Below are 14,772 nucleotides of genomic sequence, written 5' to 3' on the forward strand. Positions count from 1 at the left end.
CAGGGTAGGCCCGCGTCGTGGCGGGGGTCGAGTCGCACCGGTCGGAGAACGCGGCATCATGGGGGCATGATGCTCATCAACGTCCGTTTCGACGTCAAGCCCGAACACGCCGATTCCTGGCTCGAGATCACCCGCGAGTTCACCGAGGCCACCCGCGCCGAGCCGGGCAACCTGTGGTTCGACTGGTACCGCTCCACCGAGACGCCCACCGAGTTCCTGCTGTGCGAGGCGTTCCGCGACGGCGACGCCCCCGCCGAGCACGTGGGGTCCGCCCACTTCCAGGCGTTCACCGGCTCCGCCGCGCAATACCTGCAGCGCACTCCGCGGATCATCAACACCACGCTCGAGGGCGATGCGTGGGGGACGATGGGCGAGATCACCGTCGAGTGAGCTCCCGGGCCGCAAATAGGCGCTGACCTGGGGTGCCCTGCACACAGCGTGCAGGGCACCCCAGGTCAGAGGTGTTCGTGGGTCGGTGCCGGGGCGCGGGTCAGCTCTGGCTGCCGAGCGCCGACTGCGCGAGGGCGGCCGGGTCGATCGACCACCACTGGCCGTAGTCGAGGGCGTAGACGCGGTTCAGGTCCGAAACCACACCACCCACGGTGACCTGCTGCTTGACCGGCAGCTGGTGGATGGTGGCATGCGGGTTGAGGCGCCCGTTCGAGCCCCAGTCGTGCTGCCAGAAGTACTCGCCGAGGTTGCGGCCACGGCACCAGTCGATGGTGGGGGCGTTGGCATACACGCCGAGCTTCATACCCGCGCCGTTGAGATGGTGTCGCCACCGCTCGAGGTACGGCGCGATCTGGTTCTCGAACTGCCACCACGTCGGGTTGTCGTCGATCGCGACGTACATCGGCACCCTGCCGGGGCCGCCGGCCTCACGGTGGATCCGGATACCGACGGGCGCGTGGGTGTCCGCGCCGCCGGCCCCGCTCTTCCAGTCGGCGGTCTCGGCGCGACCGTACTGGTAGCACGACACCATACTGAGGCCGTGGGCGCGGAAGTCGTCCACCTCGCGGCGCAGCAGCGGCTTCCCGCTCATCCACTCGGCGCCGGCACGACGATTGGAACAGTAGCGGACGGCGCCCATGTGCCCGGCGGCGCGGATCGCTGCTGCCGACGGAGGGCCCGAAGCGTAGTCGAGCAGGGTCCCGATCGGGATCCCGGCCGCGGCACCGGGGAGGCCTCCGAGCCCGGCGGGGATGGAGGACTGGGCGCCGACGGCGGGCGTGATGCCCGCCGCGAGGGCGCCGGCCCCGGCCACGCCGATACCGGCGCGACGGAGGAAGGTTCGGCGGTCGAACGTCATGGAGGTACTCCGGGTTCTCGGTCAGTGACGGTGGCGCGTGTGGCGGATGGGGCTCGAGCCCCCGACGAGTGTGACACAAGAACGTCGCGGCGTCTCCCCCCGGCGTTACCACACGGGTGGAGCGCCATCGGCCAGGCGCGGCTGGTTGACTGATGTTCATGACCCGCTCGCGCAGATGGAACACCGCCGACATCACTGATCAGACCGGCCGCACCTTCGTCGTCACCGGCGCCAACACGGGGATTGGCTTCGCCACCACCAGGGCCCTCGCCGAGCGGGGCGCGCGCGTGATCATGGCCTGCCGGAACATCGAGAAGGCCGAGGCCGCGCGTGCCACCCTGCCGGCCGTCTCGCGGGCACTCACCGAGGTCCGCCGGCTCGACCTGGCGGACCTGGACTCGGTGGCCGCGTTCGTCGCCGACGCCACCACCGGCGAGGGCGCGCTCGAGCGGATCGACGTGCTCATCAACAACGCGGGCCTGATGAACATCCCCCACGGCCTCACCGCCCAGGGCCACGAGATGCAGTTCGGCGTCAACACGCTGGCCCACCATGCGCTCACGATGGGGCTGGCGCCGCTGCTGACCGACCGCGTCGTCTGGCTCGGCTCGCTGGCCCACCTGTGGGGCCGCATCGACACCGACGACCTGGACTCGGAGCGCCGCGGCTACCGCCCGCTGGGCGCATACGGGAATTCCAAGCTGGGCTGCATCATGCTCGCCTACGAGTGGCAGCGCCGCTTCGACCGTGAGGGCAGGGGCCTGCGCTCGGTCGCCGCGCACCCCGGGTACACGGCCACCGAGCTCATCCGGCAGAGCGGCCGCCCCCTCGCCGACCGGTTCTTCGAGCTCGGCAACTCGATCCCGGGCGCCGGGCTCAGCCCGGAGCAGGGTGCACTGCCGGTCCTGTACGCGGCCACGGTCCCGGACATCGCCGGCGGCGCGTTCGTCGGGCCCGACCGGGCCGGGGGTCTGCGCGGCTACCCGCGGATCACCTGGTCGACGCGCCGCTCACACGACGCCGCCGTCTCCGCGGATCTGTGGCAGCGCTGCACCGACATGGCGGCGTTCCGCTAGCCGAGCAGGCCGGCGGCGGCGAGCCCGGTCCGGAGCTTCTCCTGGTGCTCGGCCGGCCCCTGGAGCAGCGGCATGCGCAGCCGGTCAGAGTCGATGATGCCCTGCATCTTCAGGGCCGCCTTGACCTGGATCGCGCCCTGCGAGGTGTGCATGATCGCGTCCACGGCCGGAATGAGGCGGGCGTGGATCTCCCGGGCACGGCCGAGATCGCCGGCGTCGACCGCGTCGACCATCGCGCGGTAGTCGTTGCCGGCCACGTGGCCCACGACCGAGACGACGCCGGTCGCACCCAGCGCCAGGAAGGCGAGGTTGAGCACGTCGTCGCCGGAGAACCACAGCAGGTCGGTCTCGGCCATGAGGCGACTGGCCTCGAACAGGTCGCACTTGGCGTCCTTGACCGCGCGCACCTGAGGGATCATCGCGAGCTGACGGATGGTGTCCGTGGTCAGGGCGGTGCCGGTACGGCCGGGGATGTCGTACGCCATGACGGGCCGGTCGGCGGCCTCGGCGATCATCCGGAAGTGCTCGACGATCCCGTGCTGGGTGGGCTTGTTGTAGTACGGGGTCACCACGAGCAGCGAGTCGGCGCCACGGGCGACCATCTCGCGGGCAGCGCGCATCGAGTGCTCGGTGTCGTTGGTGCCGCAGCCGGCCATCACCTTGACCCGGTCCCCGACCGCCTCGACGACGGCCGCGACGGAGTCATAATCCTCGTCGTCGGTGGTCGTCGCGGACTCGCCGGTCGTGCCGTTGACCAGCAGGCCGTCGTGACCGTTGTCGGCCAGGTGGACCGCGAGCCGCTGCAGACCGTCGAAATCGATCGAGCCGTCGTCATGCATGGGGGTCACCATCGCGGTGATGACCCGACCGAAGGGGTTGTCGGACATGCGCACCAGACTAGGCCACATCAGTGGTGATGCGCGCCCGGGCGGGCGCGGGTGCGGCGTACATCACCTCCGCAGGGCCGCCGTCCTAGCGGACCTTGTCGGGGTCGGTGTTGAGGAATCGGCCGAGAGTGTTGTCCACGACGATATGGGCCACCTCGTTGGTGGTGGCTACACCCACGCGAAGGGTGGTGATCAACGCGTTCTGCAGCATCGGATATACCTCCTACATACTGTGACGCTCATCACCGTACGCCGCCCGGTGACACGGCATCAAATATTCGGCAAACTTTCTGGACGGACGTATTGGACGAACGTACTAGACGAGGAGGTCCCCGTGTCAGTGAAGATTCGACGCTCATTCTCGCGCTCCCACGACGGTGGCGGCTGGCTGGACTCGCGCCACTCGTTCTCGTTCGCCCGCCACCAGGACCCGATGAACACCCACTTCGGGCGGCTGCTGGTGAACAACGACGACCGCATCGCCGCCGGCTCGGGGTTCGACACCCACGGTCACCGCGACATGGAGATCGTCACCTGGGTCCTGTCCGGCTCGCTCGTCCACCAGGACTCCGAGGGCCACAGCGGCATCATCTACCCCGGCCTGGCCCAACGCATGAGCGCCGGGAGCGGCATCCTGCACTCCGAACGCAACGACACCCCGACCGATCCGGTCCATCTAGTGCAGATGTGGGTCGTGCCGGACGAGACCGGCGGGGACCCCGGATACGAACAGCTCGAAATCGACCCCGGGGAGCTGGAGAACACGCTCGTCGTCGTCGCCGGAGGGCTCCCCGCCTACGCCGACCGGGCGGCCATCCGGATCCGCAACCGCACGTCGGCCCTGCTCGCCTCCCGCCTGGCGCCGGGCCGATCCGTCCAGCTCCCCGACGCCCCCTACCTTCACCTCTACGTGCCGGTGGGCTCCGTGGCGCTCGAGGGCGAGGGCGTGCTCGCCACCGGCGACGCCGCCCGCATGACCGCCTCAGGCGGGCGGCGCGTCACCGCCGGGGACTCCGGCGCCGAGATCCTCGTGTGGGAGATGCACGCCGGAATGACCATGCTCGACGTGCGCGGACACTAGGTGTCCAGGAGCAACTAGGCCCCGTCGTCCTCCTCGACGCCGGCACCATCCTCGTCGGGGATGGCATGCAGCGGGTGAACCGGCTCGGGCGAGGGCGCCTCCTCGTTCTTCTCCAGCTCATCGGCCGAGTAGGCACGATCCCACTGACGGGTGACCGTGGGCAGGCGGTCGCCCGTGTCGCCGCTGAGCCCCTTCACGAGGCTGTACATCATGACGAAACCCATCACGAAGAAGGGCAATCCGATCACCGTGATGACCTGCTGCAGGGCAGTGAGCCCGCCCTCGCCGGTACTGACGAGGATCGTGGCGGCGACCGCACCCATCAGCACGCCCCAGATGATGCGCTGGTGGGTGGGCGAGACCTGGACGTCGTCGTCCGTGCCCGACGCCATCATGTCGACGACCATCGCCGCCGAGTCGACCGATGTGGTGAAGAAGATCACGACCAGCAACACGGCGATGCCAGAGATGAGAGTCGCCAGCGGGTAGTTCGACAGGAATTCGAACAGGGCGCCGGGGATGTCCCCCTCGACGGCCACCCGCTCTGCCAGCCCGCCGTCGCCGTTGAGCTCGATGTCAAACGAGGCCATTCCGAAGATCCCGAACCAGAGGATGGAGAACGCGACGGGCAGACCCAGGACGCCGAAGACGAACTCGCGGATCGTGCGGCCCCTGGAGATCCGTGCGATGAAGATGCCCACGAACGGCGACCAGGTGATGGTCCACGCCCAGTAGAAGACGGTCCACGTGTTCTGCCACGAGGCCAGGTCGTCACTGGCCGGGAAGACGTTGTTCCACAGCGCCAGCTCCGGCAACGACGTGAGGTACACACCGAGCGACTCGACCGTACCCTTGAGCAGGAACAGCGTGGGGCCCGTGACGAGGATGAAGATCAGCAGGGCGACGGCCATCGCGATGTTGAGGTTGGACAGCCGCTTGATGCCCTTTTCCAGACCCAACGCGACCGAGATGCAGGCGATCGTGGTGACGATCGCGATGATGAGCATCTGCACGTACGGCGACACCGCGATGCCGAACAGCTCGTTGAGCCCGGCGTTGATCTGGAGAGTTCCCAGGCCGACCGAGGTGGCCACGCCGAACACGGTGCCGATGACGGCCACCACGTCGATGGTCTTGCCGAGCGGTCCGAACACCTTGTCGCCGAGCAGCGGCGAGAAGATCGAACTCACGCGCGGCGGCATCTTGCGCTTATAGATGAAGTACGCGAAAGCCAATGAGGGCAGCGCGAAGATCGTCCACGTATGTAGACCGAAATGGTAAAGAGTGAACGCCATGGCCTCGGTGGCGGCCTCGGTACTGCCGGCCTCCATTCCCCCTCGGGGCGGGTTGGCGAAGTGGGAAATCGGCTCGGCCACCCCCCAGAACATGAGGATCGTGCCGATGCCGGCGGCGAACAGCATGCCGAACCAGGCCAGGGTCGAATGCTCTGGTTCCTCTCCGTCCGCACCCAGGCGGACGTGCCCGAATCGGCTCATGGCCACCCAGATGAGGAAGAACAGGAACGCCGTGACGCCGAAGATGTAGAACCAACCCAGGTTCGTCATGATCCAGCTCGAGGCGACGCCGAAGACCTCTCCCACCCAATCGCCGAACAGGATCGTGATGACGACGAACGCCACGATGGTCCCGACCGTGACGAGGAAGATCCCCGGGTCCGTCTTGAGTTTCAGTGCTCGCGTGATCCGTTCGGACATGGTCTCCCTCGTCGCGTGCGTCTCAGATCAACTTCAGTACGCGAAGTTGTGTACCACGAAAACTTTGCCGGCCCCGTAGGCAATGCCCATGCCCGCCGAACGGTAATCGGGATCGAGCAGGTTCACGTTGTGCCCGGGCGAGCGCTTCCAGAGGTCCACGAGACAGGTCGCGCCGCAGAAGGTCCCGGCGGAGACGATGTTCTCGCCGTGCCCGCGGTTGATCAGCGCGTCGTTGTGCACCACCACGTCGCGCGCCGCGAGCCACTCCGCCCACGCCTGGGCCTCGTGGTCGAGTCCGGGGTTCGGCGCGAGTGTGCCGAGGCCGTGGGCCACGCGGTAGCCGTTGATCTCCGCGATGATGCCCTCGCGCAGCCCGCCGGAGACGTCCTGGTAGGTCATGCCCGTCGATCCGGCCGCCGCCCACACCTCGGGGGGCAGCGCCGCGCGCACCTGGGAGAGCACCTGCTCGGCCTGGGGGACCAGGTGCGGCGGGACGAACGACGGCACCGCCTGAGCGGACGCCGTCGCCGCACCGCCACCCCCGATCAGAGCGGCGGAGGTGACGGCAACGGTCGCGAGTGACGTGATGAGCCTGGAGCGCATGGTGGTGATCATGCCGCCTCGGCGAGCCTGAAGCGAACCGTTTGACAGATGAGGTAGCCGATTCGGAAACGCCTGTGACCTGCAGTTATTGATGGGACTCGTGTGACTGAAGTGACCGCGGCACGAGGAACCGACCCGCGCCCGGCAGCACCTCGACCGTGACCGGAAGCGGCGCCACCGAATCGCCGTCGGCGAACGCCTCGACGTCCGGGGCCTCGAGCCGGACCGTCCGGCAGCGCCGCGTCACGACCCGGTCCAGGTCCACGTGCCGCCCCGAGTAGATCTTGGGGAAGTGCCACGCGAACCTGAGCTTGGGGATCCTGCCCACGTACACCACGTCGAGGAGCCCGTCCGAGCGGTCCGCGTCCGGCGCGATCTTCATGTCCCCGCCGTAGCTGCGCGTGATCGCGAAGGCACTGAGCAGCACCTCGGTCTCGACGACCTCCTCGGTCGGCAGCCCGGCGTCGAACGTCATCCGGAAGCGGCGCGGCCGGTAGAGCGGGAACTCGATCACCGACGCCAGCACGTACCGCAGCGGCCCGCCGAGCACCCGCATTTCGTTGACGCGTCGGTTGACCTTGGAGTCCAGCCCGGCACAGAGGATCGATCCGAACACCTGCGGCTCGTCGCCGTCGGGGGTCGCCTGCCCCAGGTCCACGCACTCGACGCGCCCGCCGGCCACCACGTCCGCGGCCGCCTCGGGATCGCCGAGCGGGATGCCGTAGTCACGGGCCAGGTCGTTTCCGGTGCCGGCGGGGATGATGCCCACCGGGACCTCGGAGTGGGCCTGCGCCTTGACCGCGAGCGAAACCATTCCGTCTCCGCCGCACACCGCCAGCGCGTCGACGCCGTCGGCCACCGCGGCGCGCGCCAACTCGAGCGATTCCTGCGCGCTCGTGCCGATCAGCCGGGTCACCGTGATCCCGTGGCCACGCAGCCGCGCCTCGGCTCTGTCCGCGACCGCCCCGACCCTGCCCCCGCCCGCGGCCGGGTTGACCAGCAGGGCGACGGTGCGGATCTCGCGGTCTATCAGCTTCGCGCTCATGGGATGAGTGTCCCCGGGTTGCACACACCGCGCGGGTCGACGGCGGCCTTGACCGCGCGCAGCATCCGCACGCCGACCTCGCCGATCTCCGCCGCGAGGTACGGGCGGTGGTCCACGCCGACCGCGTGGTGGTGGGTGATGGTGCCGCCGTGGGCGCCGATCGCCTCGGACGCGGCGCGCTTGGCGTCCATCCACTGCGCGATCGGGTCCTCGCCGCGCTGCCCGGCCACGACGGTGAAGTACAGCGACGCACCCGTGGGATAGACGTGGCTGATGTGGCACATGACCAGCGCGGGAGTGCCGCTCGCCTCGAGGGAGGTGGCGAGGGCGACGACGACGGCGTCGCGCAGCGCCGGGATCCCCGACCAATCGATGGCCGTCTCCAGCGTCTCCACCAGTGCGCCGTTGTCCAGCAGTGAGTCGCGCAGCACCGGAGCGCCGAAGCGGCCGTGCTCCCACGACTCGGCCGGGCCCGCGCCGAGGGACGTCCCGCCGTGGGCCAGGAGCACCGCGCGCGTCTCGGCCTGTCGCGACTCGGCGTGCTCGGGCGTGCCCTCGAACAGGCACAGGCACAGGCAGCCGCCCTGGTCCCCGCCCTCGGACTGCTGGCCGATCGACTCGGTGGCCGTGGCGAGGTTGACCATCGTCTCCGTCTCGTCGGACAGGCGGATGACGGTGGGGCCGGCGCCCTGCTGCTCGACGGCCCGCAGCGCGGCGGCGCCGGTGGCGAAATCCGGGAAGCGGAACGCCTCGTGCCGCACGACCTCCGGCACGGGGTGGATGCGCACGCGCACGCGGGTGCACACGCCGAACGCGCCCTCGGAGCCCATCAACCACTGCCGCAGGTCCGGGCCGGCCGCCGACGCTGGCGCGCGACTGGCCTCGATCACGCCGACCGGGGTCACCACGGTCAGGCCGCGGACCATCTCGTCGAACCGTCCGTAGCCGGCCGAGCTCTGCCCCGACGAGCGGGTCATGGCGTACCCGCCCAGCGAGGCGTACGGGAAGGACTGTGGGAAGTGCCCGAGCGAGAACCCGTGCTCGGCCAGCAACTCCTCGGCGCGGGGACCGGTGACGCCGGCGCCGAACACCGCCTCTCCGGACTCGGTGTCGATCGACTCGAGCTCGTTGAACCGGATCAGGTCGACGCTCACCACGGCCCGGTGCGCGCCGGCGTCCGGAGTGAGGCCGCCGACCACCGAGGTGCCGCCGCCGAACGGGACCACCGCCACCGACTCGCGTCCGCACCACGCCAGCAGGGCCACCACGTCGTCGTCGCTCCCCGGGGCCACCACCGCGTCAGGGCAGCCCACCTCGGGGCGCAGGCGCCACGCGAGGAGGTCGGGGGTCGACTTGCCCCGGGCCCGGGGCAGGCGCTGGGCGTCGTCGACGGACACGTTGCCGGCACCTACGAGGCCGACCAGCGCGGCGATGTCGTCGTCGCCGAGCCTGGACGGTGAGGCCGTCACCGCGGCCGGGTCGAACATGACGGCGGTCTCGGCGGTCACGCCCAGCACGTCGCGCAGCAGGCCCCGGATCCCCTCGTTCAGGTCCTTGGCCTCGGCTTCGGTGCCCCAGCGGGACAGTGCCATGGGCGGCAGCGGGAGCCCGCCAGCGGAATTGTCGGGATTGTCTGCAGACGAGAAGTCGCTCATACTGGAACAGTAAAGCACAATCTGTTCCATTCTTGCCCGTCTACCAGGAGGACCGGTGGCCGCCCCGACCCCGACCCGTGACCGCGCGCTCGACGCCGCTCACTCCTCGATCCTCGAGCTCGGCACCGAGCGCACCACGATGGTCGAGGTCGCCCGCCGCTCCGGCGTCGGTCGCACCACCCTCTACCGGCACTGGGCCGACATCACCGCGCTGTTCGCCGACCTGCTCACCCGCGAGCTCACCGCGGCCGTCACGCGCGTCGGCCCGGGCCTGGCCGACCCGACCCTCCAACGCGACGCCGACGAGATCGCCGACCAGCTGTGCGGCATCGCCGACCAGATCCGCACGGACCCGCTGCTCGACGCGATGCGCCGCCACGAGGCAGGCCTCCTCGCCGAGTACCTCCTACACCGTCTCGGGGCCTCCCAGCACGCCCTCATCGCGATGCTGACCGGCGTCCTCGCCCACTCCCCCGACCCGCGCCTGGCCGGCCGCGACCCAGGGACCGTCGCGACCATGCTCTACCTGGCCGTCCAGGGCGCCGTCCTGTCCGCACCACTCGCCGACCCACCGCTCGACCCCGTCACCTGGCGGACCGAGCTCCACCGACTCATCAGGGGGTACCTGATCCCATGAACGCGCCCACCACGCCCGACACCGCCCTGTCCGCCGCCCGTCGCGCCCGCGAGCTCGCCGACCTGCGCGAGCGCACGACCCCCGTCGACCTCGTCGTGATCGGCGGCGGCATCACCGGCACCGGCATCGCCCTGGACGCCGCCTCGCGCGGGCTCGAGGTGGTGTTGCTCGAGGCGCACGACCTGGCGTTCGGGACGAGCCGCTGGTCGTCCAAGCTCGCCCACGGAGGGCTGCGCTATCTGGCCACCGGCAACGTCGGTATCGCGCGCCGCTCGGCCGTCGAACGCGGCATCCTCCTCGACCGCACTGCCCCCCACCTGGTGCGCCCGCTCGCCCAGGTGGTGCCGGTGTTCCGCGACACGTCGCCGCTCGGCGCGGTGCTGCCGGGACTGGGGTTCGTGGCGGGCACCCTGCTCTCGCGTCTGGCGGGGACCGGCGCCGACCGCCTCCCGGGCGCGCGGATCGTCGGCCCGCGGCGCGTGGCCGCCTATGTGCCGGGCGTCCGCCGCGAGGGGCTGCGGTTCGGCCACGTGAACTGGGACTGCCAGCTCGTCGACGACGCCCGCCTCGTCACCGCCGTCGCGCGCACTGCCGCCGGGCACGGGGCCCGGATCATCACGCGGGCGCGGGTGGTCGAGGCGTCAGGGACCCGGGTCACCGTGCGGGACGAGGCCCCGAGCCACGACGACGACGCCGGTGCCGCCGGTGCCCGCGAGTTCACCCTCTCCGCCCGGGCCGTCATCTCGGCGACCGGCGTGTGGGCCGGTGAGACCGCTCCGGAGGTGAGGGTGCGCCCGTCGCGGGGTACGCACCTGGTGATCGACGCGGCCGCCCTCGGCCACCCGGCCGGGGCGCTGACCGTGCCCGTCCCGGGCGAGACCAACCGGTTCTGCTTCGCGCTGCCCGCCGGTTTCGGGCGCCTGCACGTGGGCCTGACCGACGTCGACGCACCCGGCCCGATCCCCGACGTCCCCGAGTCCTCCGACGACGAGATCGACTTCCTCCTCGACGTCGTCAACCGCGCGCTCGCCACCGCCCTGACCCGCGACGACGTCCTGGGCACCTTCGCCGGGCTGCGACCGCTGGTCGATTCGGGTTCCGGCTCCGGCGAGACGGCCGACCTGTCCCGCGAGCACGCCGTGCTGCAGTCCGAGAACGGACTCATCACGATCACCGGCGGGAAGCTCACCGAGTACCGGCTCATGGCCGAGCAGGCGGTCGACCTCGTCGTCGACCGGACCGGACTGCCCGCCTCGCCGTGCCGCACCGCCGACCTGCCGCTCGTCGGAGCGCCCGGGCATCCCGTGGCCGTTGGGGCCGGCGGGGCCACGTCCCCCGGCCGCCTGCCCGCGTCGCTCGTGGAACGCTACGGGCAGGAGGCCGCCGCCGTGGTGGCGGCGAGCCTGCTGGACCGGCCACTCGAGCCGGTCGCGGAGGGCCTCGACGTGACGCGCGCCGAGTTCTCGTACGCCGTCACCCACGAGGGGGCGCTGACGGTGGACGACATCCTCGACCGACGCAGCCGTGTGGGGCTCGCGCCGGCCGACCGCGCGGCCGCCGAGGCCGCCGCGCAAGAGGCGGTGGGGCTGATCAGCTGACGGGCGCCGGGGCGGGGAACTCGGCCGTGAAGTTATCGAAAGAGAACGTGGCCAGGGCCCGCGCGCGGGTCAGTCCCAGCGCGCGGACGGCCTCGGCGAACCGGGCGACGTGGGTGTCGCCGTCCCCGGCACCCGCGGCGACCGAGATCGTCGCGCCACCTGCCGGTCGGATCCGGCCGCCGGAGACCGCGGCCTGTGCTCCCACCAGGACGGGCTCGCCGCCCAGGACTTGGATGCAGTTCATGCCGATCGACTGATTTCCCGGCAGCGGGATCCCGCGGCGGGTGTCGAGCCTGATGTCGATGCCCGAGGCGCCGCCCGAGCCGACCGCGCCGAGGCGGGCGTCATCGAGCGCGCCGCCGGCCGTGCCGACCATGTCGCCCTTCCACTTGGGAAAGCCCCACAGCTCGTTGCCGGCGGCCAGCGTGAAGTCCTGGTCGACCGGCAGCTCGTGGATGTGCACCCGCGTCCCGACGCCCGGGACCTTGACCTGGAACGCCAGCCCGACCTCGTGGTACGCGCCCAGCACGTTGCCCGGGACGTCGTGGTAGCGGACGTGGATGACGACGACCGGCGTGCGACCGCCGGGCAGGGCGACGGGCTCGGCGCCGGCCGCGTCGAGCACCGCCGACTGGGCGCCGCCGGCGATCAGTCTGCGGGCGACCGCGGCCTTACCGAGGAAGGCCGCGCCGGAGATCGAGGCGGACACGACGGGAACGGGAAACGTGATCTCACGGCCCGCGACGACCTGTGAAGTGGAAGAGCTCATACCGAGACGGTAGCTGGTCAGGTGACCAGTATCACTATGTTGCGAAGCTAAATTCTCGCGCGTTCGCTACTCCGGCAGCGCGACACCCGGAGGCGCCATGCGGCCCTTGTACTTCGGCCGCAGGAGATTGGCCGGGGACAGGATGTCATCGAGTTCCGCCTCCGAGAGCAGACCCATTTCCAGCACCACGTCCCGCACGCCACGACCGGACCGCGCACACTCGCGGCCCACGAGGTCGCCGTTGTGGTGGCCGATGACCGGGTTGAGATAGGTGACGATCCCGATCGAGTCCATGACGTTCCGGCGCGCGATCTCCACGTTCGCGGTGATGCCCCGCACGCACTTGTCGGTAAGGGTCTCCATGGCCGAGGTGAGAAGCGAGATGGACTCGAACATCGCCTGGGCGATCACCGGCTCCATCACGTTGAGCTGGAGCTGGCCCGCCTCGGCCGCCATCGTGACGGTGACGTCGTTGCCGATCACCTTGAAGCACACCTGGTTGACCACCTCGGGGATCACCGGGTTGACCTTGGCCGGCATGATCGACGATCCCGCCTGCAGTTCCGGCAGGTTGATCTCGTTGAGCCCGGCCCGCGGCCCGGAGGACAGCAGCCGCAGGTCGTTGCAGATCTTGGACAGCTTGGCAGCGGTCCGCTTGAGGGCGGCGTGGACGTTGACGTAGTCCCCGGTGTCGCTGGTGGCCTCGATGAGGTTCATCGCCCCGGAGACCGGCAGCCCGGTCACGGCCCGCAGATGACTGATGACGGACCGGCGGTAGTCGGGCGGGGTGTTGACCCCGGTGCCGATCGCCGTGGCGCCGAGGTTGACGGCCAGCAGCATCCGCGCGGCCGAACCCAGGACATGCAGCTCCTCGTCGAGGGTCACCGCGAATCCGCCGAACTCCTGGCCGAGCGACATCGGGACCGCGTCCTGCAGCTGGGTGCGGCCCATCTTGAGGACCTCGCGGAACTCCTCCGACTTGTCGTAGCAGGCCTCCCGCAGCGCGACGATCGTCGGCTCCAGCCGCTCGAGCGCGTGCCACAGCGCGATCCGGAAACCGGTCGGGTAGGCGTCGTTGGTCGACTGCGAACGGTTGACGTCGTCGTTCGGACTGATGAACTCGTACGCGCCCTTCGGGTGGCCGAGCCGCTCGAGCGCCAGGTTCGCGACCACCTCGTTGGCGTTCATGTTGACCGACGTGCCCGCGCCGCCCTGGAACACGCTGGACGGGAACTGGTCCATGCAGCGGCCGTCTACCAGGATCTCGTCGCACGCCCCGACGATCGCCTCCGCGACCTTCTCGTCGAGGACGCCCATCTCGAGGTTGGCCAGCGCGGCGGCCTTCTTCACCATGACCATCCCGCGGACGAAATCCGGGATGTCGCTGATCGTGGAGGAGCCGATCGGGAAGTTCTCCACGGCCCGCACCGTGTGGACGCCGTAATAGGCATCCGCCGGCACCTCCCGTGTCCCGAGCAGATCTTCTTCCACACGTGTCCGGCTCATTCGTCCTCCCTCTCTCGGATCTGGGGGTCGCGGTGCGTCCCGCCAACAGTAACCGCGCCGCCGCGCCTTCCGTCAGGATCCACGGCGGTTCACCGCACTCGCTGCATAGTGTGGATTCATGTCGCCCCAGACGAGCCACAGCCCCGGCCCCGGCCCCGGCCCCGGCCCCGGCCGGATCCTGCCCCCGGCGCGAGATCTCGTCGGCAGCATCGTCGATCGCCAGGAGGTGCCGCTCCCCCGCGGGACATGGCGGGTCTTCGGTCTCGCGTTCGCCGGATTCGCGACGCCGGTGATCGGCTTCGTCGAGCTGGCCCAGCGCATCCAGGGCGAGGCAAAACTGCCGTTTGATCGCGCACTCATGATGTGGGCCCGCCGCCGACATTCGCCGCGTCGGACCCGGATCGTCCGGGCCGTCACTGAACTCGGCGGTGTCACGGCGGTGCCGGTGGTCGCACTGTCCGCGGCCGGCTATCTCGCCGCCGTCCGGGGCAGCCGCCGACCGGCAACGCTGCTCACGGTCTCACTGGTGGGGTCGACGGTCATCAACTCGATCCTCAAGGTGATGTACCGGAGGGCGCGCCCGACCTTCTTCCCCCACATCGTGCAGGAGAAGAGCTACTCGTTCCCCAGCGGACACGCCATGGCCAGCGCAGCCCTGGCCGGCTGCGCGTGTGTTCTGGCCTGGCCGACGAGGTGGCGCGCTCCCGTCATGGCAGGCTCCGCCGTCTACGTCCCCACCATCGGCGCCACCCGCGTCTACCTGGGTGTGCACTTCCCCAGCGACATCCTGGCCGGCTGGTGCGTGAGCCTGGCCTGGGTCGGCGAGGTCGCCACCATCATGTGGCTCGCGGACCGGTTCGACCGATCCGCGAGCCACTGAGCCGGGCCCAC

Annotated in this window: 15 protein-coding genes; 6 read left to right on the forward strand and 9 right to left on the reverse strand. The window is 70.3% G+C overall.

Going from position 1 to position 14,772, the window contains the following annotated elements; all coding sequences use genetic code 11:
- Positions 1-66: 66 nt before the first annotated feature.
- Positions 67-390 carry a putative quinol monooxygenase gene (locus tag ACWIFB_RS02360; RefSeq protein WP_452100944.1) on the forward strand — a complete coding sequence of 108 codons (324 nt, stop codon included), beginning with the start codon at positions 67-69 and terminating at the stop codon, positions 388-390.
- Positions 391-490: 100 nt separating this feature from the next.
- Here the strand turns inward: ACWIFB_RS02360 and ACWIFB_RS02365 are convergent, their stop codons facing one another.
- Positions 491-1,309, reverse strand: a complete 819-nt coding sequence (locus tag ACWIFB_RS02365) for a DUF1906 domain-containing protein (RefSeq protein ID WP_454057159.1) — start codon at positions 1,307-1,309, stop codon at positions 491-493.
- Positions 1,310-1,467: 158 nt separating this feature from the next.
- Between ACWIFB_RS02365 and ACWIFB_RS02370 the strand changes: the two genes are divergently transcribed.
- Positions 1,468-2,385 carry an oxidoreductase gene (locus ACWIFB_RS02370; RefSeq protein ID WP_452100946.1) on the forward strand — a complete coding sequence of 306 codons (918 nt, stop codon included), beginning with the start codon at positions 1,468-1,470 and terminating at the stop codon, positions 2,383-2,385.
- On the opposite strand, the gene dapA is transcribed toward ACWIFB_RS02370, so the two are convergent.
- Positions 2,382-3,272, reverse strand: coding sequence for a 4-hydroxy-tetrahydrodipicolinate synthase (dapA, locus tag ACWIFB_RS02375; RefSeq protein ID WP_454057160.1), 891 nt, complete (start codon positions 3,270-3,272; stop codon positions 2,382-2,384). The genes ACWIFB_RS02370 and dapA overlap by 4 nt on opposite strands.
- A gap of 85 nt (positions 3,273-3,357) precedes the next feature.
- Positions 3,358-3,483, reverse strand: coding sequence for a hypothetical protein (locus ACWIFB_RS02380; RefSeq protein ID WP_269074846.1), 126 nt, complete (start codon positions 3,481-3,483; stop codon positions 3,358-3,360).
- Between the two features lie 123 nt (positions 3,484-3,606).
- On the opposite strand from ACWIFB_RS02380, the gene ACWIFB_RS02385 reads away from it, so the two are divergent.
- Positions 3,607-4,353 (forward strand): pirin family protein, encoded by a 747-nt coding sequence (locus ACWIFB_RS02385; RefSeq protein WP_454057161.1) that lies wholly within the window; start codon positions 3,607-3,609, stop codon positions 4,351-4,353.
- A gap of 14 nt (positions 4,354-4,367) precedes the next feature.
- Here ACWIFB_RS02385 and ACWIFB_RS02390 read toward each other — a convergent pair whose 3' ends face one another.
- The 4 genes from ACWIFB_RS02390 to ACWIFB_RS02405 all read right to left on the reverse strand — a co-directional run bounded on the left by ACWIFB_RS02390 (position 4,368) and on the right by ACWIFB_RS02405 (position 9,308).
- Positions 4,368-6,068: a BCCT family transporter gene (locus tag ACWIFB_RS02390; protein ID WP_454057162.1), complete on the reverse strand. Its 1,701-nt coding sequence runs from the start codon at positions 6,066-6,068 to the stop codon at positions 4,368-4,370.
- Between the two features lie 33 nt (positions 6,069-6,101).
- Positions 6,102-6,683, reverse strand: a complete 582-nt coding sequence (locus tag ACWIFB_RS02395) for a CAP domain-containing protein (RefSeq protein ID WP_452100950.1) — start codon at positions 6,681-6,683, stop codon at positions 6,102-6,104.
- 73 nt (positions 6,684-6,756) lie between these two features.
- Positions 6,757-7,716 (reverse strand): diacylglycerol kinase, encoded by a 960-nt coding sequence (locus ACWIFB_RS02400; RefSeq protein WP_454057163.1) that lies wholly within the window; start codon positions 7,714-7,716, stop codon positions 6,757-6,759.
- Positions 7,713-9,308 carry an FAD-binding oxidoreductase gene (locus ACWIFB_RS02405; protein ID WP_454057330.1) on the reverse strand — a complete coding sequence of 532 codons (1,596 nt, stop codon included), beginning with the start codon at positions 9,306-9,308 and terminating at the stop codon, positions 7,713-7,715. Before ACWIFB_RS02405 ends, ACWIFB_RS02400 begins: the two co-directional genes overlap by 4 nt.
- A gap of 118 nt (positions 9,309-9,426) precedes the next feature.
- Between ACWIFB_RS02405 and ACWIFB_RS02410 the strand changes: the two genes are divergently transcribed.
- Together ACWIFB_RS02410 and ACWIFB_RS02415 are read left to right on the forward strand one after the other, a co-directional pair.
- Entirely contained in the window at positions 9,427-10,008 is a 582-nt protein-coding gene (locus tag ACWIFB_RS02410; protein ID WP_454057164.1) for a TetR/AcrR family transcriptional regulator, read from the forward strand.
- A complete protein-coding gene (locus ACWIFB_RS02415; protein ID WP_454057165.1) occupies positions 10,005-11,606 on the forward strand; it encodes a glycerol-3-phosphate dehydrogenase/oxidase in 1,602 nt (533 codons plus the stop codon). The genes ACWIFB_RS02410 and ACWIFB_RS02415 overlap by 4 nt, the downstream gene beginning before the upstream one ends.
- Here the strand turns inward: ACWIFB_RS02415 and ACWIFB_RS02420 are convergent.
- Positions 11,599-12,375, reverse strand: a complete 777-nt coding sequence (locus ACWIFB_RS02420) for an acetoacetate decarboxylase family protein (protein ID WP_454057166.1) — start codon at positions 12,373-12,375, stop codon at positions 11,599-11,601. The two genes, ACWIFB_RS02415 and ACWIFB_RS02420, sit on opposite strands and share 8 nt — an antisense overlap.
- Positions 12,376-12,441: 66 nt before the next feature.
- Positions 12,442-13,881 carry an aspartate ammonia-lyase gene (gene aspA / locus ACWIFB_RS02425; RefSeq protein WP_452100955.1) on the reverse strand — a complete coding sequence of 480 codons (1,440 nt, stop codon included), beginning with the start codon at positions 13,879-13,881 and terminating at the stop codon, positions 12,442-12,444.
- Positions 13,882-13,999: 118 nt separating this feature from the next.
- Between aspA and ACWIFB_RS02430 the strand changes: the two genes are divergently transcribed.
- Positions 14,000-14,761, forward strand: a complete 762-nt coding sequence (locus tag ACWIFB_RS02430; protein ID WP_454057167.1) for a phosphatase PAP2 family protein — start codon at positions 14,000-14,002, stop codon at positions 14,759-14,761.
- The last annotated feature ends 11 nt before the right edge of the window (positions 14,762-14,772 follow it).

Source organism: Dietzia sp. NPDC055340 (assembly GCF_053645335.1).

Bases quoted from the DNA above. Each gene is read 5' to 3' on its own strand.
- ACWIFB_RS02360 (WP_452100944.1), top strand. From the start codon at position 67: ATGATGCTCATCAACGTCCGTTTCGACGTCAAGCCCGAACACGCCGAT.
- ACWIFB_RS02420 (WP_454057166.1), bottom strand. From the start codon at position 12,375: ATGAGCTCTTCCACTTCACAGGTCGTCGCGGGCCGTGAGATCACGTTT.
- ACWIFB_RS02400 (WP_454057163.1), bottom strand. From the start codon at position 7,716: ATGAGCGCGAAGCTGATAGACCGCGAGATCCGCACCGTCGCCCTGCTG.
- ACWIFB_RS02415 (WP_454057165.1), top strand. From the start codon at position 10,005: ATGAACGCGCCCACCACGCCCGACACCGCCCTGTCCGCCGCCCGTCGC.
- ACWIFB_RS02395 (WP_452100950.1), bottom strand. From the start codon at position 6,683: ATGATCACCACCATGCGCTCCAGGCTCATCACGTCACTCGCGACCGTT.
- dapA (WP_454057160.1), bottom strand. From the start codon at position 3,272: ATGTCCGACAACCCCTTCGGTCGGGTCATCACCGCGATGGTGACCCCC.
- ACWIFB_RS02370 (WP_452100946.1), top strand. From the start codon at position 1,468: ATGACCCGCTCGCGCAGATGGAACACCGCCGACATCACTGATCAGACC.
- ACWIFB_RS02390 (WP_454057162.1), bottom strand. From the start codon at position 6,068: ATGTCCGAACGGATCACGCGAGCACTGAAACTCAAGACGGACCCGGGG.
- ACWIFB_RS02380 (WP_269074846.1), bottom strand. From the start codon at position 3,483: ATGCTGCAGAACGCGTTGATCACCACCCTTCGCGTGGGTGTAGCCACC.
- aspA (WP_452100955.1), bottom strand. From the start codon at position 13,881: ATGAGCCGGACACGTGTGGAAGAAGATCTGCTCGGGACACGGGAGGTG.
- ACWIFB_RS02365 (WP_454057159.1), bottom strand. From the start codon at position 1,309: ATGACGTTCGACCGCCGAACCTTCCTCCGTCGCGCCGGTATCGGCGTG.
- ACWIFB_RS02405 (WP_454057330.1), bottom strand. From the start codon at position 9,308: ATGGCACTGTCCCGCTGGGGCACCGAAGCCGAGGCCAAGGACCTGAAC.
- ACWIFB_RS02430 (WP_454057167.1), top strand. From the start codon at position 14,000: ATGTCGCCCCAGACGAGCCACAGCCCCGGCCCCGGCCCCGGCCCCGGC.